Raw genomic sequence first — 22,942 nt, 5'->3', positions numbered from 1 at the left:
AGCGCTGTGCATGTCGTAGAGGCTTTACAGCGCCAAGCCGCCGCCTGCGAGGACCTCGGGTCCCCGATGTACGCCGAGCTGCTCCGTCTGCTCGTCGACGACTACGAGGTCGGCGGTGTGTCGGTCGAAGTGCTTGAGGGGTACGAGGACCGCTCGTTCGGTGAGGCGATCGGCCTGCGGTTGCTGGGCGCCGTACACGGTCTGGTGCTGTCGGGGACGGTGCCTGAGCTCGCGGCGTTCTACCCGAGCGCCGGCGGTGCGTGGGACCCGGTGCTCGGCTGGGAGGCGTTCGAGCAGGTGTTGCAGTCGCGGGTGGGGGAGGTGCGGTCGCTGCTGACCCAGCCGCCACAGACGAACGAGGTCAACCGGTCGGTGGCCCTGTACGGCGGTCTCCTGCAACTGGCTCAGACAGTGCCGCTACCGGTGCGGTTGTTCGAGATCGGTGCGTCGGCCGGACTGAACCTGCGCGCGGACCACTTCCGCTACGTCGGTGACGGGGCGTCGTACGGGCCGGCGGACAGTCCGGTGGTGTTCGATCCGGCCTGGGTCGGGGAGTTGCCGTCCGCCGAGGTGCGGATCGCGGAACGGGTCGGGTGCGACATCGCGCCGGTGAACCCCCTGACCGAGGAGGGGGCGCGCACGCTGGCGTCGTACGTGTGGCCGGACCAGGCTGACCGCTTGACCCGTTTGCGCGGAGCGGTCGAAGTGGCGCGGCAGGTGCCGGCCGACGTACGCCCCGAGGACGCCGTCTCGTTCCTGCGCGCACTGGAGCTCTCCGAGGGGCATGTGACGGTCGTGTGGCACTCGATCATGTGGCAGTACCTCCGGCGGCCGGATCGGGCCGCGATCGAAGCCCGGCTGGAAGAGCTCGGCGCGCAGGCCACCGAGTCCGCACCGCTGGCTCATCTGAGCCTCGAGCCGCACGCAACGATCAGTCACGAACGCGGCGCCGAGGGCTGGGAGTACCGCGTCGACCTCCGGACGTGGCCCGATGGCAGCCTGCGCACGCTCGGTACGCTCGGGCCGCACGGCCAGGCGCTCGTCTGGGACGTCAGCTGAGCGCCGCGACCAGGGTGTCGGTGAGCTCGGCCGCGTAGGTGCCGTCCGGGTCGAGGTCGGGGTCGAAGATGCCGATGTTGATCCCCACGCACTTCGGTGAGGCGAGCAGTGGTTGGAGGAGTGCTTGGAGCTGGCCGTGGTCGATCCCGCCCGGGTCCGGGCTGTCGACCGCGGGCATGATCTCGGCGTCGAGGATGTCGACGTCCAGGTGCACCCAGAAGCCGTCCAGCTCGTCCCGCCCGAGATGCTCGAGCGTGCCGTCGGCCGCGGCGGTCGCGTCCTCGGCGATCTTCGACGCCGGCCACACCGGGATCCCGGCCTTCACCGCGTCGGCCGCGTACTCGTCGTCCTCGCGGATCCCGAGCAGCACCGCGTCGGTGTCTCGCGTGTACGGCGTGAGCCCTCCGAGGTCGGTCAGATCCGCCTGCCCGCGTCCGGTGACCAGCGCCAGCGCCTCACCACCCGCGGCCCCGACGTACGGCGCGTTGTCGACGGTCCGGAAGTCCGAGTGCCCGTCCAGGTACACCACGCCGTACCGGCCCAGCCGCTTCAAGCCCAACGCGGGCCCGAGCAGGTTGCTGCACTCACCGCCTAGCAGCACAACGAACTTCCCCTGCTCGACGAACCCAGCCACCCGATCCGCCAGCTTCACCGTGTACTGCGCCATCGCCTGCGCGTTGAACACCCCGTCGCCCGGCTTCCAGTCCCCACGGTCGTACCGCGGCGGCGTCACACACCCACCGTCCTCCGCCCCGATCCGCCCCACGAACCCGTTGTCCCGCAGCGCGCCGGCCAACTTGTAACACCCCGGCACCGTCCCCTCCGCCGGCGGCCGCAACCCCAGGTTGGAAGGCCCATCCACCACAACCCGCACACCAAGCTCCTAACCGGTGAAAGCCAATCAATCGGTTAGATCCTCGACGCCCCAACTCCCACCTGTCAATCAGCAATCACCACCTACCCGCGCCCACCAGACCCCCGCGGTCCACCCGGCACCGAACCATCGCGCCGCACCGCCGCACCCCGCGCCGCACCCCGCGCCGCCCCCGCGGCCTGAGCAGCCGCCGCCCGCGACCCATCCCCGAGCGCCGACCCCTGCCCCGCAGCCCCCGCAGCCGGCGCCACCCCACTCAGAAACCGAGCCGCCGCCAGATCCCCGTTCCTCTGTTCGGGCGGCCGTCCCGGCTGCTCAGCCCTGTTGCCTGGCTGACGACCGGCCTGCTCCACACCCTGCTGCCGAACCCCGTCCGCCGTACCCTCCCGATCCGCCCACGGATGCGTCCGCCGAAGCTCCTCAACCTTCGAGTTCAGCGCCCGCCCGATCTCCTCAGCCACCTGCCGCCCAGCCTCCGGCGACCGCTGAGCCAACGAATCCCACCGCGGATGCAACATCGTCCCAATCAACTCCCGCCGAACGGCCTCCCGATCACGCCCCTCCGCCGGCGCCACCTCCTGCAACCGATTCCGCACGACAGCTTCCGCCAACTGATCAAAATGCATCACCGCCGGCCCCTGACTGAGCCGCCCGATCAACTCCCGCCGATCCACACGCGGCCCCGACGCCTGCTCGATCAACCCGTTCGCCGCGGCATACGCACCGCTGAATTGCTGACCGTCCAAGGACAAGCCCTCGTAGCCCGCCAACTCGGTGAACGCCTCGAAGTCGTCGGCAGCGCGGACGGCCGCCACACCGTCGTGCAGCCCTCGTGACTGCGTCGTCCGGATCGCATTGACCGCTCCTGGTGCCTCCAGCTCCATACCCGCCTGCGTGGCCCGGTGCAGAACCGCGTCCAACGCACGCGCCTGGCGCCGAGGGTTGGCTGCTGGATCCCTCGTCAGCCCCTCACGCAGCAGCAGTTTGTGGATCCCGATCGCACCCGTGTCTTGGTCGAAGCCGCCGCGCCCGCTTGTCGCGTACAGCTCGCGGTTCCACCGATCGGCGACGGTCGGCCGGAGCTGCCGCGCCAGGTCGTACAGCCGGGTGAACTCGCGGTAGGTCGCCGAATCCTCGGGAACGCGCTCGGCGGTCTCAGGCATCGGAGGTGGGGAACGGGGTGTCGGTCAGCGGGAACTGTGGATTCCGGATCCAGCCCTCCATGGACTGGAGGTCCTCGGTCATCGCTCGGATGTCGTCTGCCTCGTCCTCCGACGCGCGATCGGCGATTTCCCAGATCCGTCGTCGCGCGTCCGCCAGCATCGCGATCTTCTCCTCGGTGCTTCCCCTCGGCGGGTATGCGGCCGCGTGGATGCGGTCCGCCTCGTAGAACAGCTCGCTCCACTGACGAGGCGGAGCGGGCGGCTCAGCCAGACGGGCTATCAGGCGGGCGGTCCAGGTCTGGTCGTGTTCCGAGGCGTCGGTTGGTACCAGGGCTCGCAGCTTCTCCTGCTCCGCGGGGATGTCTGCGGCTTGTCCGCCGCGCACCCGGTCGCGGGCTCTGCCGAAGGCGTCGTTGAAGGCTGGGATGTCGAGGGGCATGGCGATCACGGTAGCGAGAAAGGGGCGCGCGCTGCCGGAGTTATCCACAGGTTGCCGGGCCGGTAGACTCGGGGAGTTCATCGCTTCGACGAAACGGACTGTTTCTCGTGTTCGACACGCTTTCCGATCGGCTCTCCACCGCGTTCAAGAATCTGCGGGGCAAGGGCAAGCTGACCGACGCCGATATCGACGCGACCACCCGGGAGATCCGGATCGCGTTGCTGGAGGCCGATGTCGCGCTGCCGGTGGTGCGGGAGTTCATCGCGGCGGTGCGGGAACGCGCCAGCGGGGCCGACGTGCGCGGCGGGCTGAACCCGGCGCAGCAGGTGATCAAGATCGTCAACGAGGAACTGGTCAAGATCCTCGGCGGCGAGACCCGCGAGCTGCGGATGGCGAAGCGGCCGCCGACGGTGATCATGCTCGCCGGTCTGCAAGGTGCCGGTAAGACCACCCTGGCCGGCAAGCTCGCCAAGTGGCTGCGGGAGACCCAGCACCAGACCCCGATGCTGGTCGCCGCCGACCTCCAGCGGCCGAACGCGGTGACCCAGCTGCAGGTGGTCGGAGAGCGCGCCGGCGTCCCGGTGTTCGCGCCCGAGCCCGGCAACGGCGTCGGCGACCCGGTGGACGTGGCCCGCAAGGCGATGGACGAGGCGCGGTCCAAGCAGTACAGCGTCGTCATCGTCGACACCGCCGGCCGGCTGGGTGTCGACGAGGAGCTGATGAAGCAGGCTGCGGACATCCGCGACGCGGTCAGCCCGGACGAGATCCTGTTCGTCGTCGACGCGATGATCGGCCAGGACGCGGTCACCACCGCGCAGGCCTTCCTCGACGGTGTCGGCTTCGACGGCGTCGTGCTGTCCAAGCTCGACGGTGATGCCCGGGGTGGTGCCGCGCTGTCGATCGCGCAGGTCACCGGCCGCCAGGTGATGTTCGCCAGCAACGGCGAGAAGCTCGAGGACTTCGACGTCTTCCACCCCGACCGGATGGCGTCGCGCATCCTCGGTATGGGCGACGTGATGAGCCTGATCGAGCAGGCCGAGCGCTCCTTCGACGCGGAGGAGGCGGCCAAGACCGCCGCCAAGCTGCAGAAGAAGGGCGGCAAGGACTTCACCCTGGACGACTTCCTCGCCCAGATGCAGTCGGTGCGCAAGATGGGCCCGCTGACGAAGATCTTCGGCATGCTGCCCGGTGCGAACCAGTTCAAGGACCAGCTGGAGAACTTCGACGAGCGCGAGATCGACCGGATCGAGGCGGTCATCCACTCGATGACGCCGGCCGAGCGTAACGATCCGAACATCATCAACGGCTCCCGCCGGGCCCGGATCGCCAAGGGTTCCGGCACCGAGGTCGCCACCGTCAGCGGTCTGGTCGAGCGGTTCTTCGAGGCCCGCAAGATGATGTCCGCGATGGCGTCCGGCAAGGGGATCCCGGGGATGCCCGGTATGCCGGGGATGCCCGGTGCGGGCGCCGGCGGGGCGCGGAAGGCCAAGCAGCAGGCGAAGAAGGGCAAGAAGCGCGGCTCCGGCAACCCCGCCAAGCGGGCGAACCAGGGCAACCCCCAGCCGCAGGCGCCGCAGCCGGGTCAGCTCCCGGCCGCGTTCGGCGGCGGTCAGGACGCCGGCGACTTCGAGCTGCCCGACGACCTGAAGAAGATGCTCGGCGGCAACTGACCCGCTTCCCGAAAGGGCAGTGTCCGCAGTGTGAACTTTCGGCGACCACAGGCTGCACACGCCCGCCGGAAAACCCTTAACCGTGCGCAGCGGCGCACTGTGACCGGTTGATCACGACCCCGTGGCGGCTAAGATCGTGCCTACGCCCGAGAGACACACCACCTGCGGAATGCGTCGAGGACGGTTCGGATGAGGCAGCAGTTCAAGAACCTGGACACGTGGCGGGGCAAGTTGTCCGCCGCATGCACCTGCTTGGCGCCTCCGACTGCCATGGTCGCCGTGTTCGTCGTCGGCGGCGTCACCTCGAACACGTTCATCGTCGACGCGCACGCGCTGGCCGCTCCGCGCCAGGACGCGGTGTTCGACGACCTGGCCAACAAGGTGCCCGCCCATCCCGGTGTCGACGGCAGCCTGCCGACGCAGGAGAAGTCCACGATCGGGGTCCCGGTCACCGGGACGACCGACGGCACGGTGCAGCCGATCCCCGGTGCGGTCGGCGACACTTCAGGCATTCCGGGCACGGTGCTCGCGGCGTACCAGAAGGCGGCCAGGGATCTCGCGCTCTCGATGCCCGGCTGCCACCTGACCTGGCCGCTGCTCGCCGGTATCGGCAAGGTCGAGTCCGGCCACGCCAGCGGCGGCAAGGTCGACGCGAACGGCAACACCCGCGGCAAGATCCTCGGCCCGGTCCTCGACGGCAGCCCCGGGATGGCGGCGATCGCCGACACCGACCAGGGCGTGTACGACGGGAACACGACCTGGGACCGCGCCGTCGGCCCGATGCAGTTCATCCCCGGCACGTGGCGGGCGTTCGGCGCGGACGGCAACGGCGACGGGATCAAGGATCCGCACAACGTCTTCGACGCGGCCCGGGCGACGGGTGACTACCTCTGCTCCGGCGGCGCGAACCTGGCCGACCCGGCGGGCCTGGTCCAGGCGGTGCTGCGCTACAACCACTCGATGGACTACGTGTCGACCGTGCTGCGGTGGATGCAGTCCTACAGCCACGACACCGTGACCGTGCCGGACAAGCCGGGCACGATCGACACCCCGGGTGACGGCGGCAACAACGGCGACGGCGAGGAGCGTACGGCGACCACGCCGCCGCCCACCACGCCGCCGCCGACGACGGTCCCGACCACCGTGCCGACCACAGCGCCTACGACCACGCAGCCGACGGTCGTCCCGACCACGTCCCGGCCGACCAGCAGCCGTCCGAGCTCGACGAAGCCGACCGTCGCCCGGCCGACCAACGGCCCGGGTACGACGTCGACCTCACCGACCAAGCCGCCGTACACTCCGCCGCCCAGCACGCCTCCGACGACACCGCCGACGACTCCGCCGACCACGCCGGGCGACCCGACCTGTACGCCGACCCCGACGCCTTCGGACACGCCGACCCCGTCGCCGAGCGAGACCGTCACGCCGACGCCCACGCCGACGCCGAGCCCGTGCAACTCGACGGGTACGGAGTCCGACCCGACGAAGACGGCGGCGGCCACTCCCAGCGATGCCCCGAAGGCGGGCAGCTGAGGCGAGCTGTACGCTCACTCCCGACGCGCCGTCAGGTAGCCGCGTTCGTTACCTCGGTGCCGGTTTTCCGAGGGGTTTCTGTGGCCCGTAACTTTGCGTCGTCTTGATGTAACTTTGTGGCGCATGGTTCGTTGAAGGGGCTATGCGCCTAACCCGTAGTGGTAACCGTCGGGTCAAATTAATCATCGCTTCACTGTGCACGGCCCCGCTCCTGGTCGGGGCCATCGTGACAGTTGCTTCGGGCGGGGCCGGTGCCACCGGCCAGCTCGCTGGTACCAACCCGGTCGCCCCATCGCCTGGAGCCGGGCTGAACAGTGGTGAGTTCGACGAGCTGACGATGATCGTGCCGCAGCGTCCGGGAGTGGACGGCCGGCTCGGATCCGACCAACCCGCCCGCGCCGACGTCCCCGTGCAGGGGGCCACCGACGGCCGATCGGTCGTCCGTCCCGGCCGGCCGGGAGCAGTGAACGGCATTCCGCGCGGGGTGTTCCCCGCCTACCGCCGCGCCACCGCCAACCTCGCGGTCGTCCGGCCGAACTGCGGGCTCACCTGGCCGCTGCTCGCCGGCGTCGGCAAGGTCGAGTCCGACCACGCCAGCGGCGGCCGCGTCGACGTGGCCGGCACCACCCGCGGCCGGATCCTCGGCCCGGTGCTGAACGGCCGGCACGGCAACGGCCGGATCATGGACTCCGACAAGGGCAAGTTCGACGCCGACGCGACGTACGACCGTGCGGTCGGCCCGATGCAGATCATCCCGCAGGTGTGGGACGAGTTCGGGGCCGATGGCAACGGCGACGGCTTCCGCAACCCCAACAACGTGTACGACGCGGTCACTACTGTCGCCGTCGTGCTCTGCTCCGAGGGTGACGACCTGAAGCAGCCGCGGGACCTGGTCGAGGCCCTGCTGCGCTACCAGCACTCGAAGGACTTCGTCGCCACCGTGCTGAAGTGGATGCGGGTCTACAGCAAGAACGCGGTCCTGATCCCGAACGCGACCGGCAACATCGCCGCCGCGAAGTGGACCGGCAACGCCGACCGCAAGGTCGACCCGCGGCAGGTCCCCGACGTCCCGGACGACACGAAGACGACCACCGCGACACCGACCGCGACCGTGCCGCCGCCGGTCCTGCCGTCGACGCCGCCGTCGACGGTGTGGGACAAGCCGACCGTGCCCAAGCCGATCGACACCCCGACGGAGACGCCGACGCATCGGCCGACGTCGACGCCGACCAAGACCCCCACCAAGACGCCGACGAAGACTCCGACCAAGACGCCCACGGAGACGCCGACGCAGACTCCGACCCAGACGCCGACGGACACCCCGACGCAGACTCCGACCGGGACGCCGTGCGCCGGCAACGAACCCACCACCCCGACCTGTACGCCAGGCGGCGGCTCGCACGGCTGAGAGGTCCCCGATACGGTCGGATCCATGACCGTACTCAAGCTCGTCGGCACGGTGTTGCCGGCCGGTGAGCAGCAGGAGCTCCATCTCAGCGGTGGGCTGGTCGTCGACCGGCCCACCGCTGGTGATGTGACGACCGTGCATACCGGCGGCTGGATCGTGCCTGGCCTGGTCGACGCGCACTGCCACATCGGCCTCGACCAGCACGGCGCCGTCGACGCGGAAGTCCAGGAGCGGCAGGCGATCGTCGACCGCGATGCCGGCGCGCTGCTGGTCCGGGACGCCGGTTCGGCCGCCGACACCCGCTGGATCGACGACCGCGACGACCTGCCGAAGATCATCCGCGCCGGCCGCCACATCGCCCGCTCCAAGCGCTACATCCGCAACTACGGCTGGGAGATCGAGCCGGAAGAACTCGTCGCGTACGTCGAGCAGGAGGCCCGTCGTGGTGACGGCTGGGTCAAGCTGGTCGGCGACTGGATCGACCGCGAGGCCGGCGACCTGACCCCGTGCTGGCCGGCCGACGCGCTGACGACGGCGATCGCCCGTGCGCACGAGCTCGGCGCCCGCGTCACCGCACACGTCTTCGGCGAGCACGCCCTGCCCGATCTGCTTGCCGCCGGCATCGACTGCATCGAGCACGGCACCGGCCTCGAGCCGGACATGCTCGCCCAGATGGCCGACCACGGCGTCGCGGTCGTCCCCACGCTGATCCAGCTCGAGAACTTTCCCGAGTACGCCGAACAGGCCGCCGCGAAGTTCCCGGTCTACTCGGCGCACATGCGCGACCTGTACGACCGTCGCCTGCACCGGCTGCGGGACGCGTTCGATGCCGGCGTACCGGTCTATGCGGGGACCGACGCGGGCGGTGTCCTCGGGCACGGCCTCGTCGCCCAGGAGATCCAGGCGCTGACCGGGATCGGCCTGTCGGGGGAGCAGGCGCTGGCCGCGGGATCGTGGGCCGCCCGCGCCTGGCTCGGTGCGCCGAGCGAGCTGCAGCCCGGCGACCCGGCCGATCTGGTCGTGTACGACGATGACCCGCGCGCGAACCCCGCCGTACTCACGCATCCGCGATTGATCGCGCTCCGTGGTCAGGTGATGTTCCGGCGGTGACGGGAAAAAATTCACCCAAACACTGGATCGGACGGAAGATCTTCCCTTAGCGTGACTTCCGGGACCGCCGACGCCCCTCGGCGGACCGAACAGGAAGGACCGCCGCCCATGCGGAAGACCGCCACGATTCTGCTTGCTGTCGGAGCACTCGCGCTGACAGCCCTCCCGAGCCACGCAGCCCAACCACCCCAGCCCACCGGCCAACCGGACCTGGCGGCCGCGTTCCAGGCCGCTGCCGCGAAGTACGACGTACCTCGTGAGGTGCTCGTCAGCGTCGGGTTCGCCGAGACGCACCTCGACGGCCACGACGGCGCGCCCAGCCAGGCGAACGGCTACGGCGTCATGCACCTGGCCAGCAACAACACCAACACAACGATGTCCGAGGCAAGCAAACTGACCGGGCTGCCGGTCGCGAAGCTGACCAAGGACGACCCGTCGAACATCCTCGGCGCCGCCGCGGTCCTCGACTCGTACGCCGACCAGGCCGGTCTGAAGGACCGCTCCGACCTCGGCAAGTGGTACTCCGTGATCGCGAAGTACTCGCACTCCGCCGACGGCCCGACCGCGCGCCTGTACACCGACGAGGTCTATCGGGTGATCGCCCGCGGTGTCAGCACGGCGGGCGTCTCGACCGAGCCGAAGCAGGTCACGCCGGACCTCGGCGCCTACGCGAAGGTCTCGCCGCTCGGCACGAAGTCCGCCTCAGCGGTCCAGGCCGCCGACTACCCGGGCGCGATCTGGAACCCGGCCTGCACCTGCAACTACGCGGTCGGCCGCACCCAGGCGATCACTACGATCGTGATCCACGTGACGCAGGGGTCGTACGCCGGCACGATCAGCTGGTTCAAGGACCCGGCGGCCCAGGTCAGCGCGCACTACGTGGTCCGGTCCAGCGACGGCCAGATCACCCAGATGGTCGCCGAGAAGGACACCGCCTGGCACGCCCGCAGCGCGAACCCGTTCGCGATCGGCATCGAGCACGAGGGGTTCATCGACCAGCCGTCGTGGTTCACCGACGCGATGTACCGGTCGTCGGCCGCACTGACCGCCAACATCGCCGACCGCCGTGGCATCCCGAAGGACCGCAACCACATCAAGGGCCACAGCGAGATGCCCGGCAACGACCACACCGACCCGGGACCGAACTGGAACTGGGACTACTACATGCAGCTGGTGAACGGCGGCGACCCGAACCCGCCGCAGTACAACTTCACCACTTATGGCAACGGCGTCAACGTCCGCTCCGGGCCGCATCTGGCCGACTCGGTCGTGACCACGCTGCCCGGCCCGACGCAGGTCTTCGTCGAGTGCCAGACCCAGGGCGACACCGTGACCGCGAACGGCTACACCAACAACTGGTGGTCCAAGCTCCGCGACCAGGGCGGCTACATGACCAACATCTACATCGACGATCCGAACGCCAAGCTCCCGGGTGTTCCGGACTGCTAGACGGCAGAAGGTAGAGCCTGCTGTACCGACACGTGCCCGGCCGTCCCGGAGGATATGAGTCATGGTCAACAAGATCCTGGCTCGGGGCGGACGGGCATGTACCTACCTGGCAGTTCGCTACCTACGGGCGCTCCTGCTGTTGCTGGCAGTGCCGAACGGTGTGCTCCTCGGCTGGTTGATCACGCCGTTCACCGGCGCACTGGTGAAGCTGGCCAACAGTGAGCGCCGCAGGGCCGCCAAGTACCTCGGCGTACCCGCGGGCGCGCCGCTGCCGCCCGCAACACCGCGGCAGCCGGGCGACGTCGTCACGTTGTTCCGGGACAAGTCGTTCAAGCGCAGCCTGCGCTGTCTGCTGATGCCGGTGGTGATGATCCCGGAGCTGATCGTCGCAGTGGCCGCGATCATGGGTGTGCCGTCGGCGGTGCTCGGCACGTTGCTGTGGTGGCTTTCCCCGGGCAACTTCAGCCTGATGGGCCTCGACGTCAACAGCTGGTTCGAGGCCCTCACTCTAGGGCCGCTGCAGGTGCTGGTCAGTCTGGGCCTCCTGGTCTGGGTTGCACCGGCCCTGGCCCGCGGCCACGCTAAAGCGGCACTCAAGCTGCTGGCACCCAGCCAGGACCAGCTGGAGACTGCCAGGCTGTCGCAGCGGGTTGAAGAGCTCACGAAGAGCCGGGCAGGCGCTGTCGACTCACATGGCGCCGAGCTGCGGCGGATCGAGCGGGACCTGCACGACGGGACACAGGCGCAGCTGGTGTCACTGGCGATGCGGATCGGTATCGCGAAGCAGACCATGGCCGAGGACCCGGAGAAGGCCGCCAAACTGCTCGACGACGCGCGTGACGGCGCAGAGCAGGCCATGACGGAGCTACGCGGCGTACTGCGGACCATGTACCCGCCGATCCTTGCTGATCGCGGTCTGGTCGGAGCGGTCTCCGCACTCGCCGCCCGGTGCCCACTGCCGGTCCAGCTCCGCATCGGCGAGCTGGGCGAGGTCCCAGCCGCAGTAGAGGCCGCTGCGTACTTCGTGGTCGCGGAGTCCCTCACCAACATCACCAAGCACAGTGCGGCCGGACACGTCGACGTACAGCTCGAACGGCGTGGCTCGGAGCTCTACCTGTCCGTCATGGACGACGGGATCGGCGGAGCGCGGATCAGCGACCAGTCCGACCTGCTGGGCCGGGGGAGTGGGCTGCATGGCATGCTCCACCGCGTGCAGGCGATCGACGGTCACATGGAGCTGCAGAGCCCGATCGGTGGGCCGACCACCGTCGAGGTGATCCTTCCGTGCGGGTGATCATCCTCGAGGACAACCCGATCCTCGCCGAGGGCCTGAGCCTGCTGCTGAACAACTCCGGCTTCGAGGTCGCCGCGATCGCCACCGACGCGGACGAGTTCGCCAAGGCGATCGCCGAGCACCAGGTGGACATCGCTGTGGTCGACGTACGACTGCCACCCACCTTCACCGACGAGGGCCTGCGTGCCGCGATCGAGGCCAGGCGGGTCCGGCCAGGGCTGCCGGTGCTGGTGTTCTCGCAGTACGTCGAGGAGGTGTACGCCGCCGAGCTGCTCGCCGCCGGCAGCGAAGGCGTCGGCTACCTGCTGAAGGACCGGGTCTCCCGCGTCGACGAGTTCCTCGAAGCAGTACGCCGGGTTGCGGCCGGCGGGACCGTGCTCGACCCGGAGGTGGTCAGCCAGCTCATGGTCAAGCGGAGCAGCCCGCTCGACCGGCTCACGCCGCGCGAACGCGAAGTACTCGCACTGATGGCCGAAGGCCTCGGCAACGCGGCGATCGGGGCGAAGCTGGTCATCTCCGAAGGCGCTGTCCACAAACACGTCGGCAACGTCTTCCTCAAGCTCGACCTACCGCCGACCGACTCCGGTCACCGCCGCGTCCTCGCCGTGCTCGCCTACCTCGGGCTCTGAACCCTCGCGTCGGTATGTTCACGCTCGTGAAAATGCGGAAAGCGGTTGTTGTCGCACTGGCCGTAGCAGGCGTCGTCGCCGGTGTCGCGGCGTGCGGTGGGTCGAAGAAGGACGGTGCAGTCGCGTCGCCGGTAGTTGCCTCGTCGGCAACACCAACGCCGACGCCGTTGAACGACACACGAGCGGCCGCTGCGCTCGCGACCGGCGGCCTCGGGGTCAAGGACGTACCGGGGATGCAGCCCTTGGGCGCGCCGATCACCAGCCTGAACTCGCCGACCGTTGCCGCCCTGTGCGGGCCGACCGCCGCCGGCCTGACCAGCGAGAAGCTGCGGATGGCCAGGCGACAGCTGGTGTGGAGTGCGGGTCCGTCGGAGTTCGTGTCCGAGGAGCGGATCGTCTATCAGCAGGGCGGCGTACAGGCTGCGCTGAAGGACCTCCGGACCTTGAGCACGATCTGCCCGAACCGGATCGGCGTACAGCCGGCGCCGACGAGCGCGAAACTGCCGGCCGGCTCGATGGCGATCTCGGCCCACGGCACCGGCCAGGGCGGCGACTCGTACGCCGTGCCCGTCGGGAACCAGCTGCTCGTCGTGCTGTGGTCGAACTGGACCAGGTCACCCGAGCCGGCCGTCATCAAGACCGCTCTCGCCAAGGCGCGCACCGTCGTCGTCCAGCGTGAGCAGCCCACCCTCCAGGCCCTCGGCAGCTGACAACGTCGGTCATTCGCCCTTGACGGGCCGTCCGCAGTACGCCACTCTCGATCGCGAGAGCGCTCTCATCCACCGAACCGCCCCTAGGTGAGGAGAGTTCAGATGAAGGTCCTATTGGCCGCCGTGATCACGGCGGGTCTACTGACCGTGCCTGCACAAGCGATGGCCCAACCGCTCGCAGTGCCCGGGCAGGCAGCCGCGATGCAACGTGACTTCGGGCTGAGCGACCAGCAAATGCAGCAACGGCTGCAGGCCGAGACGTCAGCCGCGAAGCTGTTGCCCGCAGCCCAGAAGGCCGCCGGAGCTGCCTACGGCGGTGCCTGGTACGACGCAACCACACAGAAGCTCGTTGTCGGCGTAGTACGTCCGGACCGCGCGGCCGCGGTGCGAGCAACGGGTGCCGCGGTGACCGCCGTACCCGTGACCGCCAAGACGCTCGACCACCGGAAGGCCGCCGTCGACAAGCTGGCCGGGAAGGCCGTGCCGAACGCGGTCAGCGGCTGGTCTGCCGACCCGAAGACCGGCAGCGTGGTCATCAACGTCCAAGCAGGTAAGCGATCCCCGGCCGTCGACGCGTTCGTGGCCAAGGTCGCGAAGGCCGGAGCCGTAACGGTCAAGGAGGTGGCAGCGCAAGCACCACGCACGTACGCCGCCGGCACGGTCGGCGGCGACCCGTACTACGTCAGCAACATCCGCTGCTCGATCGGCTTCTCCGTGTACGGCGGGTATGTCACCGCGGGCCACTGTGGTCGCAGCGGCATCGTCCGCGGTTGGGACGGGTCGGACCAGGGCTCGTTCCAGGGCTGGTCGTTCCCGGACAACGACTATGCGTGGGTGGCGACCGGCTATGGCTGGTGGACCGTCCCAGTGGTCCTCGGCTGGGGACAGGTCAGTGACCAGCTCGTCCGCGGGTCGTGGGAAGCGCCGATCGGTTCGTCGGTCTGCCGGAGTGGTTCGACGTCGCACTGGCACTGCGGCACGATCCTGGCCAAGAACGAGACCGTGAACTACGGCAACGGCGCACTGTTCTACGGCGCGACCAAGACCAACGTCTGTGCCGAGGGTGGCGATTCTGGTGGGTCGTTCATCACCGGTGACCAGGCGCAAGGCGTGACGTCGGGCGGCTGGGGTGACTGCACCAGCGGCGGCGAGACGTGGTTCCAGCCGGTCAACGAGATCCTGCAGGCGTACGGCCTGACACTGCAGACCGCGTAGAAACGACTGTGGATCCCCTTGCATGCAAGGGGATCCACAGGTCTGCGATCAGGCCGGGTTGTCCGGCACCGACTCGAGCGCCGGCTTCTCGTCCTGGTCTTTCTTGGTGGAGAGCGACTCGATCAGCTGCTTGGCCAGCGCGAAGCCGGAGCCGCCCATCGTGATCGTCTTGACCAGGGTGTCTTCGATGCCCTGCGCGCCGTTCAGCACGACCATGTTGCCGACCTTGTCGAACGAGGACGACGCGGCCCGGACGATCTCCGGGTAGGCCTCGGCGAGCTGCTGCGCGACGACTGCGTCGGTGTTCGTGGCCAGCGCCTCGGCGCGCGCCTTGATACCGGCTGCCTCGGCCATCGCCTTCGCCTCGACGGCGGACGCCTCGGCCTTACCGTTCAGCTCGGTCGCCTTCGCCTGGGCCTCACCACGCAGCTGGACCTCCCGGGCGTTCGCCTCGGCGGCCGCGATCTGCGCGTCCCGGGCAGCCTGCGCCAGCGTGCGCTGCTTGTACGCCTCGGCGTCGGCCGGCTTCAGCACCGACGACTCCAGCTGCTTCTCGGCCAGCGAGGCGTTCAGCTTCGCGGTCTCCGTCTCGGCGACGACGACCTCCTGCTTGGCCAGCGCGGCCGCGAGCGGTCCGGCCTGGAACGACTTCGACGTGGCCTGGTCGACCTCGGCCTGATACCCGGCCTTCGCGATCTCGCTCTCGCGGATCGCGGCTGCCTTCGCGGCGGCGGCAACCTGCTCGCGCTCGGTCGCCTCCCGGTCCCGCTCGGCCTGCGCGATCCGGGCCGCGGCCTCGACCGCGGCGGCCTGTGGGCGGCCCAGGTTCCGGATGTAGCCGGACTCGTCGTCGATCTCCTGGATCTGCAGCGAGTCGACCACCAGGCCGAGCTTCTCCATGTCGCCGGCCAGCGAGCCGCGGATGTTCGTGGTCAGCGTCTCCCGGTCGTGCAGCATCTCCTCGACCGTGGTCGAACCGACGATCGCGCGCAGGTGACCGGCGAACAGCTCGTGGATCGTGCTCATCACCTGCTCGTCGCTCTGCTCCAGGAACCGGCGGGCCGCGTTCGCGATCGAGCCGTAGTCGTCACCGACCTTGTACGCCGTGACGCCCTTGATGTGCAGCGGGATGCCCTGGCTGGACACGCACGTCACGGTCAACGGCGTCGCGCGGATGTCCAGCGGCAACCGCCGTACCGTCTGGAAGCCCGGCAGTACTGCGGTGCCGCGGCCGACCACGATCTTGAAGCCGAGGGTCTCGTTGACCTGCTCGGTGCTGGAGTGCGCGCCGAGGCCGGAGATGATCAGCGCCTCGTTCGGCTCCGCCACCCGCCAGACCATCCGGAACACGATGAGCAGGACCACCACCGCGACAGCGGCGACGGCCACGTACGTCCAGAGCATTTCCCCTCCAAGGGAACGTAATTAGATGGCGCGAGCGACGTAGACGGTGCGAGGTGGGTCGTAGTCGACGACGACGACCTGCGTTCCCACCTCGAGCACCTCGTCGGTCGCGGGGTAAGCGTAGAAGGCCTCGGTGGCACCGCGGACCGGCAGCATCACCTCGCCGACGATCCCGGGTGCGATCCGCCCGATCACCCGCCCCCGTTTGCCTACCATGTTGCCCCTCCGACGTAGCAGCGCACGATCCAGTTCCCGAAGCCTACGTTGTCACGCCTTGTCGTCGAAGCAGGACGACGGCATTGTGTAAACGTCGGCCTGGGGGTTGGGAGGGGCGATGGGGGACAGGATTGTGAGCGGGGTCTTGGTGGGGGTCACCGAGGACGGGGCGGACGACGCGCGGCTCGAGGAGCTGGCGCTGCTGCTGCGGCAGGAGTTGCTGGTGCTCGACGTACGCGCGGTCGAACCGCTGCGCGACGGTGAGGCGCCGGACGGTACCCGTGGTGCTCTGGCCGCGGTGGCAGGTGTGCTGAGCGTTTCGCTGGCGCCCGGTCTGCAGGTGCTCGGTTCGGTCGTTGCCGTCGTGCGCGAGTGGCTCGGTCGAGTCGGTGACGGGCGGACGGTCAAGCTCACCATCGACGGCGACGTGATCGAGCTGACCCGTGCGAGCGACGACATGCAGCAGCAGTTGGTCGATGCCTTCGTACGACGGCACGCCGGGGCGGACGGGTGACATGGACGGCTCGCGTATCGCGCTCGTGGTGGCGAACGATCAGTACGACGATCCCGGTCTGAAGCGACTGGTCGCACCGGCGCAGGACGCGACGGCGCTGGCCGGCGTACTCGCGGATCCGGCGGTCGGTGGGTTCGAGGTCCAGGTACTGCAGAACGCGCCGGCGCAGGACATCCGGTTCGCGGTCGAGGACTTCTTCGCCGATCGCAATCCGGAAGACCTGCTGTTGCTGCATTTCTCCTGCCACGGACTGAAGAACTCGGCCGGCGAACTGTTCCTCGCGGTCGCGGACACCAAGCCCGCCCGGCTCGCGTCGACCGCGGTGGCCGCGGACTTCGTCAACCGGCAGATGGCCGACAGCCGGGCGCAGCGGATCGCGTTGTTCCTGGACTGTTGCTACGGCGGTGCGTTCCCGCGCGGCATGGTCGTACGGGCGGCCGGTGAGGCACAGGTGCAGGACGCTTTCGCCAAGCAGGCTGAGGTCGGTGGCGGTCGCGGGCGGGTGGTGATCACCGCGTCGAGCGCGATGGAATACGCCTTCGAGGGCGGCCAGCTGGCATCGGACGCGTCGAAGCCGGCGCCGTCGGTCTTCACAGGCGCCGTGGTCGACGGACTCACGACCGGCGAGGCGGACCGGGACGGCGACGGTTGGGTCGGACTGACCGAGCTGGTCGGGTTCGTCACCGATCGGATCCATCGGGTCACGCCGAATCAGAACCCGCAGATGTGGACCTTCGGCTCACAGGGCGAGCTGCTGATCGCCCGCAGCCGGGTACGCCGGATCACGCCGGCCTCGCTCGCCCCGGAGCTGACCCAGGCGATGGAGAGTCCGTTGCCGGCGGCAAGGTTCGGCGTGGTCGACTACCTGCGCGAACGCCTGTACGACGCGGACCTCGGGCAGGCGTACGCCGCCTGGCAGGCGCTGCACCAGATGACCGACGACGACAGCCGCAAGGTCTCCGAAGCCGCGTCCGAGGCACTGTCGACGGCGGAACTCCGGGTCACGCCGGAGTCCGTGGAACTCACTGGGGCCATGTCCGCCGACCTCCGCCTCTCCGGCCCGCCGGTCGCTCTGACGGCGGCCGCATCGCCCGGCGATCCGTGGCTGAAGCTCGAACAGGAAGGCGAGGTGATCCGGGTTCGCGCGGAGCAGTCCGCTCCGGGTGTCCACGACAGCTCGGTCATCCTGGCCGGCCCGGTCGGCGAACGCGTCGTACCCGTGCGCCTGACCATCCCCGACACCGAGTCCGAGCCCCCGACCCCACCACCAGAACCCGAACCCGACCCCACACCGACCCCCGTCCCAGAACCACCCCGAGCCAAACCAACCCAAGCCGCATCGCCCCAACCGGCATGGCCGCAGCCTGCACGGCCTCAAGCCGCACGGCCCGAACCTGCAGCGGCCCGAGCCGAGCGGCCGACTCCTCAACCTGTGGCCGCATCCCTGCCCGGCGAATCAGCTCTCCCGCCTTGGTGGCTGATTGCCGTACTGATCGCCGGCAGCGCAGTCCTCGTCTACCTGAACTGGCCCGGCGCGGCCTACTCCCGCAAGCTCTGGTACGACTCCAACCAAGGCTGGTACCTCTACCGAACCTGGTACGACCCCGCCATCTGGGGTGCCTTCATCGCTCTGTTCGCCGCCCTGGTCGCACGCTGGGCCGGCCCGATCGCCCTTGGTGTCGTGGTCGGCTGCGCGGTCTCCGCGATCGAAGGAGCCGCACTGATCGTCGGCGGCGGTATCTCGGCCGACGAGACCGCCGCCTGGGTACTCTCGGCCCTGATCGCGATCGTGATGTCCGTCGTACTGGCGATCGTCCTGAAGCCGGAGGTCCGCCGACTCTGGCCGGTCTGGCCCCCGGCCGCCGCCCTGGTTGTTGCCGGAGGCATCTTGCTGGTGGTGAGCGCGGTCGTCCCGCACAGCGACGGCATCTCGTTCTTCAAGATCACCCCGCTGGCGCTCCTCGACCCGATCGTGGCGCTCGCGCTCGCCTGGCCGGCCCTGGCCGCGGTCGAGGCCAGGACGAAGACCTGGCTGACCGCGGCCGTGGTGACCTACTCGGTGATCAGCGCCATCGGCGGGATACCCGCCCTGACCCAGGGGCACTCGCCGGCCGACTTCCTCACCGGTCTGTTCGGCAACCTACTGATCGTCATCGGTGTGCTCCTCAGCCGCGGACGGCCCCTTCCGTCGCACCCTTGATGAACTGGCGGGCGAAGATCCCGAAGATGATGACCAGTGGCACCATCGCCATCAACGCACCGGTCATCACCATGCTGTAGTCCACGCCGTGGGACCGGTTCAGTGTCGACAGGGCGACCTGGAGCGTCACGTGGTCCGGATTGGTCAGCACGATCAGTGGCCACATGTAGTCGTTCCACGAACCGACGAACGTGAAGATGCCGAGGAACGCGAGCGCCGGCCGGGCCGACGGCAGCGCGACATGCCAGTACGTGCCGAAGAACCCGCAGCCGTCCAGCGTCGCGGCCTCGATCAACTCGTCGTGGATCGAGTTCTGGAAGTACTGCCGCATCCAGAAGATGCCGAACGCGTTCGCCGCGCCGGGAATGATCAGTGCCTTCAACGACCCGACCCAGCCGAGCAACGCCATCGTCTGGAACTGCGGTACGGCGGCCAGCTGCGCCGGCAACAGCATCGTCGCGAGCAGTACGACGAACAACGCGTTCCGCCCCGGGAACCGGAACTTCGCGAACGTGAACGCCGCCAGCGAATCGAAGAACAGCACCAGCAACGTGGTCGAGATCGCCACCGTCGCGGTGTTCGCCATCGACTGGAAGAACGCGACGTTGTCCAGCACGTGCCGGACGTTGTCGCCGAAATGCCCGCCGAACGTGAACTTCGGCGGGAACCGGTAGATGTCCGCGGTCGTGTTCGACGCCATGATGATCGTCCACACGAACGGGAACATGAACACCAGCAACGCCAGCACGAGCGCGGCGTGCAGTGCGATCCCGCGCAGCCGGTAACGCATCATCTGTCCTCACCCCGGCCCCGGAAGATCCGCCAGTTGATTGCCGTGAACAACAACACGAGGACGAAGATGCTGAGCGCGATCGCGGCGGCGTACCCGTAGTCGTTGTCGAGGAACGCGGCCCGGTAGAAGAACAGCACCACGGTCATCCCGCTCTGCCCGGTGCCGCCGCTGTTGCCGACCATCACCTGCGGCTCGGTGAACGTCTGCAGGCCGCCGATCGTCGACATGATGACGGTGAACAGTACGACGGGACGCAGCTGCGGCAGCGTGATCGAGAAGAACGTCCGTACGGCGCCGGCCCCGTCCACCTTGGCCGCCTCGTACTGGTCCTTCGGGATCGCCTGCAGACCGGCCAGGTAGATCAGCGTGTTGTACCCGACCCACTGCCACACGATCATCGTCGAGATCGCGATCTTGATCCCCCACGGCTGACCGAGCCAGTCCTGCTGCGGGATGCCGAGCGAGCGCAGCGCGGCGTTCACCAGACCGAAGTTCGTACTGAAGATCGAGCTGAAGAAGATCGCCATCGCGACCAGCGAGGTGACGTTCGGGATGAAGTACGCGATCCGATAGACGTTGGTGAACCGGACCGCCGACTGCAGCATCACCGCGAGCAGCAGCGCGAGGACCAGCGTCGGGACCGTCGACATGAAGAACAGCACAACGGTGTTCTCCAGCGCGGTCCAGAACGTCGGGTCCTGGATCAGGAACGCGAAGTTGTCGAGCCCGGTGAACTTGCGCGCACTCAGCCCGTCCCAGCGCTGGAACGCCAGCACGATGGTCGACACCATCGGGTACAGCCCGAACACCGCGAACAACACGTAGAACGGCGACAGCGCGACGTAGAACCGCCAGTACGACCAGATACCCCGCCGGGGCCGCTGACCCTTTCCGGCCAGCGGCTCCGTCGCGGCAGCCGACACAGTCGCCGTACTGGTCACTGAACCCCCTGCCGCTTGGCGATCGCCTTCGCCTTGGAGACCGCGCTGGCCCAGGCGGCGTCCGAGGTCTTCGAACCGGTCTGCACGGTCTTGAGCTCGTCGTGGAACGGTGCGGCGACAGCGTCGTCGTACGGGCTCTGGTACGCGACCGGGATCGACTTCGCGGCCGGACCGAACACGTCGATCGGCACCTGGCCGCCGAAGAACTTGTCCGCCGCCTTCAGTTGCGGCTTGTCGTACGCCGCCGGCGCGGACGGGAAGATCTGCGCGTCGGTGAACGCCTTGGCCTCGTTGTCGGCGCTGAGCATGTACTTGATCACGTCGAACGCCTTCTGCGGGTCGGCCGCGTTCTTGGTGATGGCCAGGAACGAGCCGCCGAAGTTCGCCGGTCCGCTCGGCGTCGGCGCCAGCCGCCACTTGCCGGCGCTGGTCTTCACCGCGGACTTGATGTCCAGCGCGACCCAGGCGGCGCCGATGTGGGTCGGGATCGTGCCCTGGTCGAGCCCGGCATTCCAGTCCGGGCTGCCGCTCGGCGTCTTGCCGTCGATCTTCATCGTCATCGCCTTGACCGAGGTGTCCCACGCCTTACGGATGTGGTCCTGGTCGCCGATGAACTTGTTGTCCTTGGAGATGTACCGCTCGGTGCCCTGGCCGACGACCATGTCGTACAGGTCGGTCGCGTCCCAGACCAGCAGCGCCTTCGGGTTCTTCGCCTTCAGTTGGACCCCGGCGGCGAAGTAGTCGTCCCAGGTCTTCAGCTGGTCGGCCACCTTGGCCGGGTCGCTCGGCAGACCGGCCGCGGCAAAGATGTCCTCGCGGTAGAACAGCCCGGTCGGGCCCACGTCGATCGGCAGACCGATCACCTTGCCGTCCAGCGTGGTGGCCTGGTTGACCTTCCACTCCAGGTAGTCGCCGAGGACCGAGTCCGCGCCGACGCTCTTCAGGTCCACGAACCGCGACGCCTGGGGGAGCAGCGAGGCGATGTCCTCGCCCTTGATGCCGGTGATGTCCGGGATGCCGGTACCGCCGTTGAACGTGGTGACCAGCTTCTGCTTGAAGTCGCCGCCGATCTCGGAGTACTTGATCTTCGGGTCCGGGAAGTGCGCGATCGTGTCGTCGAGGACCGACTTGCCCAGACCGCCCGGCCAGCACCACATGGTCAACTCGGTGGTGGTGTTCTTCTTGGCCGTCGACCCGGTGTCCATCCCGGACGAGCAGCCGACGAGCGTGCCACCGGCTACGGCTGCGAAGCCCCCGAGCAAGGTCCGACGTGAGAGCTCCATGGTTCTACCTTCCTGAGTTTGCGCTGATCAGCGCGTGGAGGTGTTGGTCTTCGGGGTGCGCGGCCTGCCAGTCCGCGAGGTCGTCCCAGCGCGGCGCGGCGTCCGCACCGCCGAGCCGGGTGACTGACAGCGCCGCGGTGAGCGCGGCGAACCGCAGCCGTTGCTCCAGCGGGAGCTCCCAGAGCGTCGCGGCGATGAAGCCGGCGGCGAACACATCACCCGCCCCGGTGGTGTCCGCCGCCGAGACCGGATACGCAGGTACGGCTATGCGCTCGCCGGTGACGGCGTCAAGGGCCTCCGCGCCGTCAGCGCCCTTCGACACCACGACCAGCGGGACCTTCTCCGTCAGTACTTCGAGTGCGTCGCCAGGTGACGTCGTACGGGTGTAGGCCATCGCTTCGTCGGCATTCGGCAGGAACACGTCGCAGTGCTCGAGCTGGTCGAGCACTGCCGGGTCCCACTGCTCGGACGGGTCCCAGCCGACATCGGCGAACACCACGCTGCCGGCCGCCTTCGCCTTCGCCAGCCACTCGTTGCGCCAGGGACCGATGTGGGCGGCGACGGCTCGGGTGGTCGGCAGCGTGGTGATCAGCTCGTCGGCCGACAGCAGGGGGTCCGACCCACGCGTCACCAGAGCCCGATCGTTGTCATAGGCAAGGGCAACGGTCAGCGGGGTCTGCCAGCCGGCGAGTCTGCGGGACAGAGTCAGATCGATGCCCTCGTCGTCGACGAGCCGGCGCCAGACGCGGTCGCCGAGGTCGTCCGCGCCGAACACGGCGGCCATCCCGGTCCGCAGGCCGAGCCGGGCCAGCGCGACCGCGAAGTTCGCGATGCCGCCGGGGCTCTCGTGCGACTCGGTGGCCCAGACCTCGGTACCCGGGCGCGGGGCAGTGGGCAGGCCGAGCACCAGGTCCTGGAAGACCAGACCGGACACCAGTACGTCCAGTTCGTGCATGGTCAGCACACTCCTGCAGGGTCGATCAAACTCGTGCATGAATCTAAAGTCGGTTGCGCAAGATCCGCAATACCTGATCAATG

21 protein-coding genes are annotated in these 22,942 nt (G+C 68.8%); 12 read left to right on the top strand and 9 right to left on the bottom strand.

Annotation, left to right across the window (positions count from 1 at the left end):
- Positions 1-6 precede the first annotated feature (6 nt).
- Positions 7-1,059: a DUF2332 domain-containing protein gene (locus tag FDA38_RS38975; protein WP_137259225.1), complete on the top strand. Its 1,053-nt coding sequence runs from the start codon at positions 7-9 to the stop codon at positions 1,057-1,059.
- Here the strand turns inward: FDA38_RS38975 and FDA38_RS38970 are convergent.
- The 3 genes from FDA38_RS38970 to FDA38_RS38960 form a co-directional block, all read right to left on the bottom strand.
- A complete protein-coding gene (locus tag FDA38_RS38970; protein ID WP_233715187.1) occupies positions 1,052-1,933 on the bottom strand; it encodes an arginase family protein in 882 nt (293 codons plus the stop codon). The genes FDA38_RS38975 and FDA38_RS38970 overlap by 8 nt on opposite strands.
- An 83-nt stretch (positions 1,934-2,016) precedes the next feature.
- On the bottom strand, positions 2,017-3,096 hold the full coding sequence (locus FDA38_RS38965) for a hypothetical protein (protein ID WP_137259224.1): 1,080 nt from the start codon (positions 3,094-3,096) through the stop codon (positions 2,017-2,019).
- Positions 3,089-3,535 (bottom strand): hypothetical protein, encoded by a 447-nt coding sequence (locus FDA38_RS38960; RefSeq protein WP_137259223.1) that lies wholly within the window; start codon positions 3,533-3,535, stop codon positions 3,089-3,091. Before FDA38_RS38960 ends, FDA38_RS38965 begins: the two co-directional genes overlap by 8 nt.
- 107 nt (positions 3,536-3,642) lie before the next feature.
- On the opposite strand from FDA38_RS38960, the gene ffh reads away from it, so the two are divergent.
- The 9 genes from ffh to FDA38_RS38915 all read left to right on the top strand — a co-directional run bounded on the left by ffh (position 3,643) and on the right by FDA38_RS38915 (position 14,553).
- Positions 3,643-5,205, top strand: a complete 1,563-nt coding sequence (gene ffh, locus FDA38_RS38955; protein ID WP_137259222.1) for a signal recognition particle protein — start codon at positions 3,643-3,645, stop codon at positions 5,203-5,205.
- Between the two features lie 189 nt (positions 5,206-5,394).
- Positions 5,395-6,738 (top strand): lytic transglycosylase domain-containing protein, encoded by a 1,344-nt coding sequence (locus tag FDA38_RS38950; protein ID WP_137259221.1) that lies wholly within the window; start codon positions 5,395-5,397, stop codon positions 6,736-6,738.
- Positions 6,739-6,964: 226 nt separating this feature from the next.
- Complete coding sequence (locus FDA38_RS38945; protein ID WP_233715237.1) at positions 6,965-8,146, top strand: lytic transglycosylase domain-containing protein; 1,182 nt, start codon at positions 6,965-6,967, stop codon at positions 8,144-8,146.
- A gap of 24 nt (positions 8,147-8,170) precedes the next feature.
- Positions 8,171-9,256 (top strand): amidohydrolase family protein, encoded by a 1,086-nt coding sequence (locus tag FDA38_RS38940; RefSeq protein ID WP_137259219.1) that lies wholly within the window; start codon positions 8,171-8,173, stop codon positions 9,254-9,256.
- A gap of 108 nt (positions 9,257-9,364) precedes the next feature.
- A complete protein-coding gene (locus tag FDA38_RS38935) occupies positions 9,365-10,705 on the top strand; it encodes a peptidoglycan recognition protein family protein (RefSeq protein WP_137259218.1) in 1,341 nt (446 codons plus the stop codon).
- Positions 10,706-10,766: 61 nt separating this feature from the next.
- The gene (locus FDA38_RS38930; protein ID WP_137259217.1) at positions 10,767-11,999 is read left to right on the top strand and encodes a sensor histidine kinase; all 1,233 of its coding nucleotides are present in this window, start codon (positions 10,767-10,769) and stop codon (positions 11,997-11,999) included.
- Entirely contained in the window at positions 11,990-12,628 is a 639-nt protein-coding gene (locus FDA38_RS38925) for a response regulator transcription factor (RefSeq protein WP_137259216.1), read from the top strand. The genes FDA38_RS38930 and FDA38_RS38925 overlap by 10 nt, the downstream gene beginning before the upstream one ends.
- A 26-nt stretch (positions 12,629-12,654) precedes the next feature.
- Positions 12,655-13,338: a hypothetical protein gene (locus FDA38_RS38920; RefSeq protein ID WP_137259215.1), complete on the top strand. Its 684-nt coding sequence runs from the start codon at positions 12,655-12,657 to the stop codon at positions 13,336-13,338.
- Between the two features lie 102 nt (positions 13,339-13,440).
- Complete coding sequence (locus FDA38_RS38915) at positions 13,441-14,553, top strand: S1 family peptidase (protein ID WP_137259214.1); 1,113 nt, start codon at positions 13,441-13,443, stop codon at positions 14,551-14,553.
- 48 nt (positions 14,554-14,601) lie between these two features.
- On the opposite strand, the gene FDA38_RS38910 is transcribed toward FDA38_RS38915, so the two are convergent.
- Positions 14,602-15,957 carry a flotillin family protein gene (locus FDA38_RS38910; RefSeq protein ID WP_137259213.1) on the bottom strand — a complete coding sequence of 452 codons (1,356 nt, stop codon included), beginning with the start codon at positions 15,955-15,957 and terminating at the stop codon, positions 14,602-14,604.
- A 21-nt stretch (positions 15,958-15,978) separates the two neighbouring features.
- The gene (locus tag FDA38_RS38905) at positions 15,979-16,173 is read right to left on the bottom strand and encodes a hypothetical protein (protein WP_130449247.1); all 195 of its coding nucleotides are present in this window, start codon (positions 16,171-16,173) and stop codon (positions 15,979-15,981) included.
- A 118-nt stretch (positions 16,174-16,291) separates the two neighbouring features.
- Here FDA38_RS38905 and FDA38_RS38900 point away from each other — a divergent pair, with 118 nt between their 5' ends.
- Both FDA38_RS38900 and FDA38_RS38895 read left to right on the top strand, forming a co-directional pair.
- A complete protein-coding gene (locus FDA38_RS38900; RefSeq protein WP_137259212.1) occupies positions 16,292-16,687 on the top strand; it encodes a hypothetical protein in 396 nt (131 codons plus the stop codon).
- Positions 16,650-18,887, top strand: coding sequence for a caspase family protein (locus FDA38_RS38895; protein ID WP_137259211.1), 2,238 nt, complete (start codon positions 16,650-16,652; stop codon positions 18,885-18,887). The genes FDA38_RS38900 and FDA38_RS38895 overlap by 38 nt, the downstream gene beginning before the upstream one ends.
- On the opposite strand, the gene FDA38_RS38890 is transcribed toward FDA38_RS38895, so the two are convergent.
- Genes FDA38_RS38890 through FDA38_RS38875 form a run of 4 tightly spaced genes read right to left on the bottom strand, consistent with a single transcriptional unit; the run spans position 18,853 to position 22,859 of the window.
- On the bottom strand, positions 18,853-19,677 hold the full coding sequence (locus tag FDA38_RS38890; protein WP_202878063.1) for a carbohydrate ABC transporter permease: 825 nt from the start codon (positions 19,675-19,677) through the stop codon (positions 18,853-18,855). The genes FDA38_RS38895 and FDA38_RS38890 overlap by 35 nt on opposite strands.
- Positions 19,677-20,621, bottom strand: coding sequence for a carbohydrate ABC transporter permease (locus FDA38_RS38885; protein ID WP_202878038.1), 945 nt, complete (start codon positions 20,619-20,621; stop codon positions 19,677-19,679). The genes FDA38_RS38890 and FDA38_RS38885 overlap by 1 nt, the downstream gene beginning before the upstream one ends.
- Positions 20,618-21,904, bottom strand: a complete 1,287-nt coding sequence (locus FDA38_RS38880; RefSeq protein WP_137259209.1) for an ABC transporter substrate-binding protein — start codon at positions 21,902-21,904, stop codon at positions 20,618-20,620. Before FDA38_RS38880 ends, FDA38_RS38885 begins: the two co-directional genes overlap by 4 nt.
- Positions 21,905-21,908: 4 nt before the next feature.
- Entirely contained in the window at positions 21,909-22,859 is a 951-nt protein-coding gene (locus tag FDA38_RS38875) for a carbohydrate kinase family protein (protein WP_137259208.1), read from the bottom strand.
- Between the last annotated feature and the right edge of the window lie 83 nt (positions 22,860-22,942).

Source organism: Kribbella jiaozuonensis (assembly GCF_005233875.1).
Lineage (GTDB): Bacteria > Actinomycetota > Actinomycetes > Propionibacteriales > Kribbellaceae > Kribbella > Kribbella jiaozuonensis.
This window is presented reverse-complemented; position numbering and strand designations above follow the sequence as displayed.